Genomic DNA, 10,537 nt, shown 5'->3' on the forward strand with positions numbered 1-10,537 from the left:
CAAAACAAGTGGTGCTTCTAGCTAAAGCGCCATCCGTCGATTTCCACCAGCAATTCGCGGCGGCAAATATCGCCGTGCATCAGCAGCACCGGTACACCCGGCAATCGCCGCTGCAGAATCTCCCACACGCGCGTAGCGTCGGTAGCGTGACGTACATAGGCTTTCAGCGGCGAATGCGTGTCGAAACCCGCGGGCATGTCGGCGCTGGCAAGCAACGCTTCAAGGTTGGTGAGCGTTTCGTTGAGCTGCGCTTCGACGTCGCCTTCATGCGTCGAGGCGTGTCCCACCACCGCTGCGGTGCCTGAAATCGCCAACGCGTCCTGCGCCGGCATCAACATCGCGCGGGCAAAGCCGGGCGATGTACGTCCGTATTGACGAGGATAGCGCCAGGCGCTGGTCTGTCGCGGGTTTTCAACGGCTGTACCGGTATCGACGCCCGCCAGCAAATAGACCTGCAACAGGTGTTTGTCGTGGTGATGACCGATGGCCGTGGCAGCCGGAAAACCCTCCGCAAAGAAATCGTCCAGACCCGCCGCGCGACCGTCGCAAAATTGCTTGTAGCGCTCGGCATCGCCTTCGCCATCGTTGATGTGGGCGATGTAATTCCAGATGCGCAGCACGCATCGTTCGCTGCGCGCGCTCATGAATTGACGCAGTGCTGCGTACGCTTGTCGTGACGCATCTTCCATGCCGCCGGCACCGCGCTCATCCACTTCGATCGCAGCGAATAGCCAGCCCCCACCAGCGGACCAGCGGACGGCATCGTGACGACCGTAGCTAATCTCTGCATCCACCTGCCACAGCTCGATAGGAGCGGGCGCATCGAAGCTTTCCAGCGCCACGCGAAACCAGCGCGGATCGTCTTCATGGCCCCGTGCACCTGCACCGAAACCAAAGACGGCCAACGTACCCGGTTCATCCAGCGCCGTGCCTGGGTCGGCCATGCGATAAGTGACGCGCGGACTACGCGGCAGGCCGGGCTCGATCTGCAGGTTTTCGCTTCCTTGAACCATGCTTGCAACCAGGAACGACAGGACCCCTATGTTACACTGGCCGGCCGCCCCAGCCGGGGGCTGGTGAGTGCATCCGGAGCATCGAAACACGCATGGTCACGCAGACCGCAGCCGAACATGAACTGGCTGTCCTGATTGTGGACGCCCTGAACCTGGAAACGGTCGATCCCTCACAGATCGAACCGAATGCAGCGCTGTTCGGAGGCGACCTGGGTCTGGATTCGATCGATGTCCTGGAAATCGCGTTGGCGGTGTCCAAACGCTACGGCTTGCAACTGCGCTCGGATCATCCGGACAACCAACGCATTTTCAGCAGCTTGCACGCGCTCTCCGAATACGTTGAACGGGAGCGGACCGTCTGATCTTGCGTTAAGGCCTCTGACAGGTCGAATCCGCATGATCGAATCCGTTCCTCAACGGCCCTATTCCAGTGGATCAACGCAACACGAGCGACGCCCGTTACCGCACGGCGCTGTGCGTACCGCCGGAGCATCCCTGCTTGCCCGGACACTTTCCGGGCCACCCGCTGGTGCCTGGCGTTGTGCTGCTGGAGCACGTTGCCCACGCCCTGCGCGATTGGCGCAACCAGCGTCTGGCGCGTGTGCTTGAGGTGAAATTTCTCGCGCCCCTGCAACCTGGCGAACGGGCGGAGCTGGAACTGGATGAAGCCGCCGGACGCATCCGTTTTGCTATTGAGCGCGAACAACGTGTGCTGGCGCGCGGTGTGATCGAGGGTGCGCCATGACCGGGCACTGGCAAGAGCAACGCGAGGGCGGCGATCGCTTCTCGATAGGCGTCGTGATCAACGTGGCATTGCGGTGCGGGCGACGTTTTTTTCAGATCTTCCTTTACCCGATGTCGCTGTACTACTTCCTGCGCCGCGGCGCCGAGCGTCGTGCGTCACGCGAATACCTCACACGTGCATTCGGCCGCCCGGCCACGTGGTGGGAGGTGCTCAAGCACGTGCACAGCTTTGCCGTGACATTGTCAGATCGCATCTTCCTGCTTGCAAACGGCGAGCGTGAATTCGAGATCGACGTGACGGGTGTGGAGCTGCTGCAGGAACATATCGCGCAAGGTCGCGGCGTTTTGCTCGTCGGTTCGCATCAAGGCAGCTTTGAAGTGTTGCGTACGCTCAGCGCGCGGTGCCCTGAAGTGTCGTTGCGTGTGCTGCTCGACAAACAAAAAACACCCGCTATGACCGAGCTGTTCGAACTGCTGGCGCCCGAAGTGGGTGAGGCAGTGATCGATGTTTCACAGGGTGGTGCGGCAATTGCGCTGGCCGTCGCAGAGGCCTGCAGCAACGGTGGCATGGTCGCGTTGCTGGCCGATCGCGGCCGTTCGCATGAAGTGCTGCGCAGCGTGAATTTTCTCGGCGAGCCTGCACCGTTCCCGATTGGTCCTTGGCTGCTTGCCAGCACGCTGCAGGTGCCGGTGATGCTTTGCTTTGGCATCTATCGTGGCGGCTCCCGCTATGCCCTCAGCTTTGAGCCTTTCGCCGAACGCATCGAGATTCCGCGCGATGCGCGCAATCAAGCGCTCGACGAGGTTCTAAGTCGTTACGCCGAACGCCTGGAACATTACGCACGCGCCTATCCGTACAACTGGTTCAACTTCTACGACTTCTGGCGGCAGGATACCGATCGCGAGACCGTGGCATTGCCCCGCGCCGACACTGTGCGACAGGTTTGAGGATGCTCACGCAAAAGGAGTGGGCGGCCTATATTCCGCATGCGGGTGATATGGCGCTGATCGACGCCGTTCACGCATGGGATGACACAACCATCCACGCTGTGGGCCACCGGCATTCGTCGAACGACCATCCGCTACGCAGTGCTGCAGGACTGCACGCTGTGCATCTGGCCGAATACGGTGCCCAGGCCACAGCCGTGCACGGCGCGCTTCGGGCGATATCACGCGCACAGGCAAAAATGCGTCCCGGGAGGCTGGTGAGCCTGCGCGACGTGCGCCTTATGGTGGAATATGTCGACCTGTCGAAAGGCCGGCTCGATGTGCATGCAGAATGTTTGTCCGCCGACGAGGGCGGCGCGCAATACATCTTCCGCGTTGAACAGGGCGAGCGACTGCTTGCATCGGGCCGCGTGGCCGTGATGCATACAGACACGTGATGCAGCGCTACGCGGCGTGACGCGAAAACGTATCGTCGATGACCAACGGTTCCGCGCGCGAACGACGATAACTGGCGCGCCACTGACCGTAATGGAACATGCGACCGACGGTGTACACCGTGATGCGCATGACGTCGCGAATCGGGCTGAAGTGACTCAGGCGGAACGAGCCTTCATAACGCGAGGCAATCGGCACCGACACGATTCCCAATCCTTTCTCGCGTGAGCCAGCGATAAGTACCGCCGCTTCGAACACGAAATTCTGCGCATTGAGCTCCACCAGCTCCAGGGCGCTGCGCGGATACCAGCGTTGACCGCTTTGCGAATCCGCAACCGGTTGCGCACATGCCCATGAGATGCCCCAGTCGGCGAGGGCATTCGCGCGACGGCGACTCGTGGGTTGCTGCTCGCGGTGAAGAAGTCGCGCGCCGATCACGATGTGATCCGGGAAGCGCTTGCCGACATCGACGAGCCGTGGAATATCTTCAGCCAGATGCTGGCCGTCGCCATCCATCGTAACGACCGCGTCGAAGCCCTGGTGCAATGCTTCGCGAAAACCCGTGCGCAACGCTTCGCCCTTGCCTTGACGATGCGTGTGGCGCAACAGGGTGACGGGCAACGTACCGACGATATCCGGCGTGCGATCGTCCGAGCCGTCATCGATCACGATAACGGGAACGCCCAAGGCGAGCGCGGATTTCACCACCGTACTGATGGCCTTTTCCTCATTCAGGCAAGGGATCAGTACACACCAACGTATCGTCTCGTTCATGCAGTGACCTCCATCTGTGCGCGCAACCCAAGCCGTTCAGAGGCTGCCAAAACACATTGACCGACGCCGCGAGCCAACACCGCCAGGAGCGGTAGGCACGCTGCCGAAGGGTTGTCGCGCATCCATTCCTTGCAAGGCTGAGGAAGTTGCGCGTCGCCGGATGTTTCCGGAATCAGTGAGAGATGCAGTGGTAACGCGGCAGTATCCGAAATGGGCGACAACACCAACGCGCAGCCAAAGGCGATGCGGCAATCGATCACTTCGCCGAGCGGACCCGTGCCGGCGGTATCGCTGCAAACAAGTAAAACGGGGCGATTGTCTGCGCACACCTGCGCTGCGGCTTCCAACAGCGCAGCACCAAAACTGGTATGCCCGGCGCAGACCGCGGTCGAAGGCGCGCGGCAATCCGTAGCAATCGTCCAATAACCGGCCGACGCGTTGTGGACGGAATTGTGAAAGCGCGTTGGCGAAAGTTCGGTGGGTGAACTGGCCAATACGCGGCACATGTAATCGGTCGTTGCCTGATCGCCATAGGCCGATGCGAAGACGCACGCAAGACTGTCGGCGTTGCGGCGGCTCATCGCTACCGCTTGCGATGCCGCTTCGATGGCAACAAGCACGCTTTCCGGTGCGCGGCGACGTTCGTTGATCGACAGGGTTGCTGCACTCGGGCGTGCAATGGGTTCTTCAAGCGCCTGTCCGTCGAGCAATCGGCGGAACGCATCGAAACCGGTCAGCTGCGGCGACCAGACGCCGACACCGTCGACTTGAACGCGCAGTTCGATCATGAGTTTGCTCCCGCACACGCATGTCCAAAGGCGAGGCACGCGTTACTGCCGCCAAAGCCAAAGGAATGACTGAGTGCAATGCGCGCCGGGCGGTTTTCGTTCTCCCACGCAAAGTGCGCTGTGCAGGCAGGGTCGGGCGTAGTGGCGCCTGTGTTGCCGGGAACAAACCCTTCGCGCAAGGCGAGCAGCGTGATGACGGCTTCGACGATGCCGGCAGCACCTAGCGTATGGCCGGTTAGCGCCTTGGTGGAGCTGATTCGAGTTGTGGTCGGAAACAACCGCGCCACCAACGCCGCTTCCATCGCGTCGTTTTTCTGGCTCGCGGTGCCGTGCAGATTGATGTATCCCACTTGCGTAACATCGATCTTCGCGCGATTCAGTGCATCGCGCAGCGCCAGTTCCGCGCCCAAGCCGTTCGGATCAGGTGTGGACATGTGGTGTGCATCGCTGGATTCGCCGCACGCAAGCAATCGCAGCGAAACCTTCGGGTTCGCATCGATGCGTTCAAGCAATGCAAACCCGGCCGCTTCGCCAATGGAGATGCCACGACGCGTGGCATCGAAGGGACGACAGGGATCAGGCGAAACCAGTTCCAGCGAGTTGAATCCGAACAGCACGCTGTCGCACAACGAATCGACGCCGCCCACCACCGCCGCATCGACGATGCCCAGTCGCATCAACCGCTCTGCGCTGGCAAATACCTTGGCGCTGGAGGAGCACGCCGTGGAGATCGTCAGGCAAGGTCCTTCGATGCCCAGTACCGCCGCAACGAAAGCGGTCAGAGAGTGCGGCGTGTGAATGGACGGACGAGACAGATCGGCCGGCATTCGGCCGGCAGGGTCCACACGCCGATAGCCTTCCTCCGTTGCGCGAATGCTGGCGGTGGAGGTACCCAGAAACAAAGCCACGCGTGCGGCGCCATAGCGCTCTCGCGCTGCATGAACCTGTGCAAAGAAGTCGTCCTGATTCAGGCCCAGCCAGGCGAGCCGATTGTTGCGGCAATCCCATTTTGCATAATCGGCGGGCACGGCAGCAGTTTCCAGGCCGTTTACGCGGCCGATCCAGCACGGCAGCGGGGCATCGCCAAAATCGTTGATGCGCAGCCCGCTGCGCTGTTTGTCGAGCGCGTGCAGATGAGCGTCCAGGCCGAGGCCCAGCGCGGACGTGGCGGTGTATGCCGTTACCGCAAGAGGGAGGGTTGTCACACGCATGTCATGAGCCTAGCGACCGCTCCGGGGCTTGCCTAGAAGGGCTCAATCGCCCTTCTAGCTGGCGTTCATGCAGCCGTATGCAAGTGGCGATGCATCGGCTTGTGAGCGCCGCCTTGCTAAGCTTTCCCTACGCCATGTTGACGGACGGGATGAATGAACAGCAGCGAGCAAGTCGAACGAGCCGAGAATTTTTTGCGCACGCTGCAGGACCGCATTTGCCAAGCGGTCGAGAAGATCGATGGCAAAGCCACCTTTGTGGAAGATGCATGGACACGTCCGGGCGGCGGTGGCGGCCGCACACGCGTGCTGCGTGACGGCAATGTATTCGAGCAGGCCGGCGTGAACTTTTCACTGGTGCATGGCGACAAGCTGCCGCCCAGCGCCACCGCCCATCGCCCTGAATTGGCCGGCGGCAGTTTTGTCGCCACGGGTGTGTCGTTGGTGCTGCATCCGCGCAATCCGTACGTGCCGACCACGCACGCCAATGTGCGCTATTTCCAAGCTAGCAAACCGGGTGTGGAGTCGGTGTGGTGGTTTGGCGGCGGTTTCGATCTCACGCCGTTCTATCCGTTCGATGAAGACGTCAAGCATTGGCATGCGGTGGCGCGCGATCTGTGCGCACCTTACGGCGACGATGTTTATCCGCGTTACAAGAAATGGTGCGATGAGTATTTCTATCTGAAGCACCGTGATGAAACGCGCGGCGTGGGTGGATTGTTCTACGACGATCTCAACGAAGGCGGCTTCGATCGCTGCCTGGCATTCACGCAAGCCGTCGGTCAAGGCTTTCTCGATGCGTATCTACCTATCGCCGAGCGTCGCAAAGACATGCCTTATGGCGAGCGCGAGCGCGAGTTTCAGCTGTATCGTCGCGGTCGCTATGTCGAATTCAATCTTGTCTACGACCGTGGCACGTTGTTCGGTTTGCAATCCGGTGGACGCACGGAATCGATTCTGATGAGTCTGCCGCCGCGTGTACGTTTCGAATACGCCTATCAACCGGAAGAAGGTTCACCCGAAGCGCGGCTTGCGGATTACCTCAAGCCGCGCGATTGGGTGTGATGGGTATCGATCAGGGTGTTGCGCCGCTGAAATGTTTGGGTATGGCGCCACGCACGGGTCCAATCTGTGCGGAGTCACTGACTTCAAGCACCACTTCGCGGCGGAAATCCAGCGTACCGTTCACGACAGCGTGCGGGCCGATGACGATCTCAGGATCGCGGTTGGGCCAGTTCCGTCCATGCACTTCGTTGACGATAAGTCCGCCGTCCACGCGAGAGCCATCACCAATCGTGATATCGCCATTGCTCGTCGCGATGCCGCCGCCGATGTGTGCGTGATCGAGCGTAATCGTTCCATTCGCATTGGATAGATTGCCGCCGACATCGGCCCGCCGATCGAGTGAGATCTCACCGTTCGTGCTTCGCACTTCACCTGTGACGCGGCTGCCCGTGCGCAGCGTGAGGCTGCCATTGACCGTATGCAGTGACGAGGCCTGAGCGTTTTCGCCCAGGTGAATGGAGCCATTGACCGTGCTGGCGTTCTGTACCGTAGCGTTGGCGCCGACTTGAATGCCGCCGTTGACGCTGTGCACGTCCCCGGCATGCTGGCCGGCATCCACGCTGATTTCTCCGTTGATCTTGTCGATATCCTGGGCCGCCACGGCCAGCGGCAGCGATATAGCGAGGGCGAGGGCGGGGACGAAAAGACGCATGAGGCAAGCTCCAGGTGGGGTTATCGCCTTTGATGCCACAACTCGGCCAGACGTTTACCGTGACTCCTGGCAGGGTCTGCGATTGACGGAGGTGCTGGCGGGCCTCACCATTTCGCACTTGCCCAGCACTCGGTCGAATTCACGCCATGCACAAGCTCGTACTCATCCGCCACGGCCAATCCCAATGGAACCTCGAAAACCGCTTCAGCGGCTGGGCCGACGTCGACATCACCGAACAGGGCGCCGCGGAGGCGCGCGAAGCGGGGGAGCTGTTGCTTCAGGCGGGTTATCACTTCGACGTGGCGCATACCTCCGTGCTCAAGCGCGCGGTGCGCACGCTGTGGCATGTGCAGGACGCGATGGATCTGATGTGGATTCCGGTGGTGACAGACTGGCGCCTCAATGAGCGTCATTACGGCGCGCTCACCGGGCTCAACAAGGCCGAAACCGCGGCCAAGTACGGCGAGGATCAGGTGAAGGTCTGGCGCCGCAGCTATGACATCCCGCCGCCGGCCCTGGATCGCGACAAGAATCCATCCCTGCGCGACCCGCGCTACGCCGATCTCGATCCTAAGCTAATTCCCGATACCGAGTGCCTGAAAGACACCGTCGCTCGCGTCATGCCCTATTGGAACGACATGCTGGCGCCGGCCATTCGCAGCGGCGAACGCGTGCTGCTGGTGGCACATGGCAACTCCATACGCGCGCTCGTGAAATACCTCGACGGCATTTCCGATGACGACATCGTGGAGCTGAATATTCCCAACGGCGTGCCGCTGGTGTACGAGTTCGACGATAACCTCAAGCCGCTGCGCCACTATTACCTGGGCGATGCCGATGCGATTGCCGCAAAAATGGCCGCGGTGGCGAATCAGGGCAAAGCCAAGTAACGCGGGCCGCAAATGCATGACGGACGTCAGTCGCCTGTCATGCGTGCGGTTGCTAAGCTGCTCCCATCTTCCGGGTGCAGGTTAAGGCTATGACGCCGCATTTCATCGCTCCGTTGATCATCATGTCGATTGTTGCGCTGCGCGTATGGAGTCGCGTGCGCAGCCAGTTTGGTCTGCAGCCGATTCGGCGCAAACGCATGATCACTCGCGTCACCGTGTTCGCCATCGTTGGGGCATTGGCGGTCGTGTACGCCATGTTGGTACGCAATACCGATCTGCTTTTGGGGATTGGCGGCGGCGTGGTGCTGGGCGTGGCGCTCGGGCTGGTCGGTCTGAACCTCACGCGCTTCGAACTCGATCCCGTGAAGGGCGACTGCTACATACCCAACCCATACATCGGTGCGTTGCTGATGATTCTGTTTCTGGGGCGCATCGTCTGGCGTCTTGCGATGGTTTCGCCCCAGTTGATGGACTCAACGGGCGCCGCGCAGCCCGTGCACGGCCCGAGCATCGGTCAGAGCCCGCTGACGCTGGGCATCTATGGCCTGATCGTTGGCTACTACGTCTGCTACTTCGCGGGGCTGCTGATCCACCACCAACGCATCGTGCGCGAGCGCCCGGGGCAGGTGGAGACTTAAAGCGCGTCGTGGTCCAGCTCACCGGTGCGAATACGGATCACCTGTTCCAGGCTGCTGACGAAAATCTTGCCGTCGCCGATCTTGCCGGTGCGGGCCGACTGGGTGATGGCCTCGACCACGCGATCGAGTTGATCGTCCGGCACGGCCACCTCGATCTTGATCTTGGGCAGAAAGTCGACGACATACTCGGCGCCCCGATAGAGCTCGGTATGGCCCTTCTGCCGGCCAAAACCCTTCACCTCGGTCACGGTGATACCCTGCACACCGACCTCAGCCAGCGCTTCGCGGACATCGTCCAGCTTGAAGGGCTTGATGACTGCCACAATCAATTTCATGAGATTTCCTCTACCGGACCGGTCAGCGCTGCGCAGCATACATTCTGGCTCTACCTGAAAGCAGCCTGTCCCACCGTGTAGGACAATGCCTACACATTCTGTTGGATCAAGCCGATGGCGTTCAATTTCCACTTCTACATAGACTCATCACCGACGAGTTCGAGGTGCCTACCATGACGGGAAGGCAGGATATCGACCAAATTGCCCTTCGACTTGTTTCGTTGGTACCGCCAGGGCTGGCAGACGCGCATAAGGATTTGCGCGCCAATTTTCGCGATATCCTGGCGCAGGGATTGCGCCATCTCGAGCTAGTTACCCGGGAGGAGTTCGACGTTCAGACCCAAGTATTGGCGCGTACCCGCGCCCGGGTCGAGGAACTCGAAAAGCGCGTGGCGGAGCTGGAAGCCGGCGTGTCACCCCCAGGGACATAGCCAGTTCCGGTAGCCGCCCCCGATTTGTCACCATCACCCCAAGGAATCGGGGGCGGCCGTTTTCTTCCGCCCCTGACAGATGGAGTCGCCCGATGGAACGGTCTCACAGCGACTCCTCGATCATCTCCGTATACTCCGGCGCATGAGTCTTGCCGTCACGCTAAGCCGTGCCCAGGAAGGGGTAGCTGCGCCACAGGTGATGGTGGAAGTGCATCTTTCCGGCGGCCTCCCAAGTACCAATATCGTCGGACTGCCTGAAGCGGCAGTCCGCGAAGCGCGTGATCGTGTCCGCGTTGCGATTCAAAACACCGCTTTCGAATACCCCAATCGCAGGGTCACGGTGAATCTGGCGCCAGCGGAGCTGCCCAAGGACGGTGGCCGCTTCGATCTTGCCATCGCGCTGGGCATTCTTGCTGCCGGTCATCAGGTTCCGCGCGAAAAACTCGACGATTGCGAATTTCTGGGCGAACTGGCGCTCTCCGGTCAGTTGCGCCCCGTTTCCGGCGTGTTGCCTGCGTTGATTCGCGCACGTGCGCGTGGACGCCGCGTCGTTGTCCCGCGCGCGAACGCTGAAGAAGCCGCGCTGATTCCCGAAGTCGATGTGCTGGTAGCCGAC

General features: G+C 61.0%; 15 protein-coding genes. 9 read left to right on the forward strand and 6 right to left on the reverse strand.

Going from position 1 to position 10,537, the window contains the following annotated elements:
- Window positions 1-17 precede the first annotated feature (17 nt).
- Window positions 18-1,013, reverse strand: a complete 996-nt coding sequence (locus VK725_RS09770) for a pteridine-dependent deoxygenase (protein WP_325317861.1) — start codon at window positions 1,011-1,013, stop codon at window positions 18-20.
- Between the two features lie 92 nt (window positions 1,014-1,105).
- Here VK725_RS09770 and VK725_RS09775 point away from each other — a divergent pair, with 92 nt between their 5' ends.
- The 4 genes from VK725_RS09775 to VK725_RS09790 all read left to right on the forward strand — a co-directional run bounded on the left by VK725_RS09775 (window position 1,106) and on the right by VK725_RS09790 (window position 3,142).
- Window positions 1,106-1,375, forward strand: coding sequence for a phosphopantetheine-binding protein (locus VK725_RS09775; RefSeq protein WP_325317862.1), 270 nt, complete (start codon window positions 1,106-1,108; stop codon window positions 1,373-1,375).
- 68 nt (window positions 1,376-1,443) lie between these two features.
- Window positions 1,444-1,758, forward strand: coding sequence for a hydroxymyristoyl-ACP dehydratase (locus VK725_RS09780; protein WP_325317863.1), 315 nt, complete (start codon window positions 1,444-1,446; stop codon window positions 1,756-1,758).
- Complete coding sequence (locus VK725_RS09785; RefSeq protein ID WP_325317864.1) at window positions 1,755-2,705, forward strand: acyltransferase; 951 nt, start codon at window positions 1,755-1,757, stop codon at window positions 2,703-2,705. Before VK725_RS09780 ends, VK725_RS09785 begins: the two co-directional genes overlap by 4 nt.
- Window positions 2,706-2,707: 2 nt before the next feature.
- Window positions 2,708-3,142: a phosphotransferase gene (locus VK725_RS09790; protein WP_325317865.1), complete on the forward strand. Its 435-nt coding sequence runs from the start codon at window positions 2,708-2,710 to the stop codon at window positions 3,140-3,142.
- A gap of 7 nt (window positions 3,143-3,149) precedes the next feature.
- Here the strand turns inward: VK725_RS09790 and VK725_RS09795 are convergent, their stop codons facing one another.
- From VK725_RS09795 to VK725_RS09805, 3 genes are read right to left on the reverse strand one after another with little or no spacing between them, the layout of a single operon-like run.
- Entirely contained in the window at window positions 3,150-3,914 is a 765-nt protein-coding gene (locus VK725_RS09795; protein WP_325317866.1) for a glycosyltransferase family 2 protein, read from the reverse strand.
- Entirely contained in the window at window positions 3,911-4,702 is a 792-nt protein-coding gene (locus VK725_RS09800; protein WP_325317867.1) for a beta-ketoacyl synthase chain length factor, read from the reverse strand. Before VK725_RS09800 ends, VK725_RS09795 begins: the two co-directional genes overlap by 4 nt.
- Window positions 4,699-5,913, reverse strand: coding sequence for a beta-ketoacyl-[acyl-carrier-protein] synthase family protein (locus VK725_RS09805; protein WP_325317868.1), 1,215 nt, complete (start codon window positions 5,911-5,913; stop codon window positions 4,699-4,701). Before VK725_RS09805 ends, VK725_RS09800 begins: the two co-directional genes overlap by 4 nt.
- Window positions 5,914-6,066: 153 nt before the next feature.
- Here VK725_RS09805 and hemF point away from each other — a divergent pair, with 153 nt between their 5' ends.
- A complete protein-coding gene (gene hemF / locus VK725_RS09810) occupies window positions 6,067-6,975 on the forward strand; it encodes an oxygen-dependent coproporphyrinogen oxidase (protein ID WP_325317869.1) in 909 nt (302 codons plus the stop codon).
- Between the two features lie 10 nt (window positions 6,976-6,985).
- Here the strand turns inward: hemF and VK725_RS09815 are convergent, their stop codons facing one another.
- Window positions 6,986-7,627 (reverse strand): hypothetical protein, encoded by a 642-nt coding sequence (locus tag VK725_RS09815; protein WP_325317870.1) that lies wholly within the window; start codon window positions 7,625-7,627, stop codon window positions 6,986-6,988.
- Between the two features lie 146 nt (window positions 7,628-7,773).
- Here VK725_RS09815 and gpmA point away from each other — a divergent pair, with 146 nt between their 5' ends.
- Both gpmA and VK725_RS09825 read left to right on the forward strand, forming a co-directional pair.
- The gene (gene gpmA, locus VK725_RS09820) at window positions 7,774-8,517 is read left to right on the forward strand and encodes a 2,3-diphosphoglycerate-dependent phosphoglycerate mutase (protein ID WP_325317871.1); all 744 of its coding nucleotides are present in this window, start codon (window positions 7,774-7,776) and stop codon (window positions 8,515-8,517) included.
- Window positions 8,518-8,606: 89 nt separating this feature from the next.
- A complete protein-coding gene (locus VK725_RS09825) occupies window positions 8,607-9,155 on the forward strand; it encodes a DUF1453 domain-containing protein (protein WP_325317872.1) in 549 nt (182 codons plus the stop codon).
- Here VK725_RS09825 and glnK read toward each other — a convergent pair.
- Window positions 9,152-9,490: a P-II family nitrogen regulator gene (gene glnK, locus VK725_RS09830; RefSeq protein ID WP_325317873.1), complete on the reverse strand. Its 339-nt coding sequence runs from the start codon at window positions 9,488-9,490 to the stop codon at window positions 9,152-9,154. The two genes, VK725_RS09825 and glnK, sit on opposite strands and share 4 nt — an antisense overlap.
- Before the next feature lie 173 nt (window positions 9,491-9,663).
- On the opposite strand from glnK, the gene VK725_RS09835 reads away from it, so the two are divergent.
- Window positions 9,664-9,921, forward strand: coding sequence for an accessory factor UbiK family protein (locus VK725_RS09835; RefSeq protein WP_325317874.1), 258 nt, complete (start codon window positions 9,664-9,666; stop codon window positions 9,919-9,921).
- Window positions 9,922-10,063: 142 nt separating this feature from the next.
- Window positions 10,064-10,537 (forward strand): magnesium chelatase domain-containing protein (locus VK725_RS09840; protein ID WP_325317875.1); only part of this gene is annotated, 474 nt, incomplete at its 3' end.

Origin of the sequence: Dyella sp. (assembly GCF_035486915.1) — a bacterium.
Lineage (GTDB): Bacteria > Pseudomonadota > Gammaproteobacteria > Xanthomonadales > Rhodanobacteraceae > Dyella_B.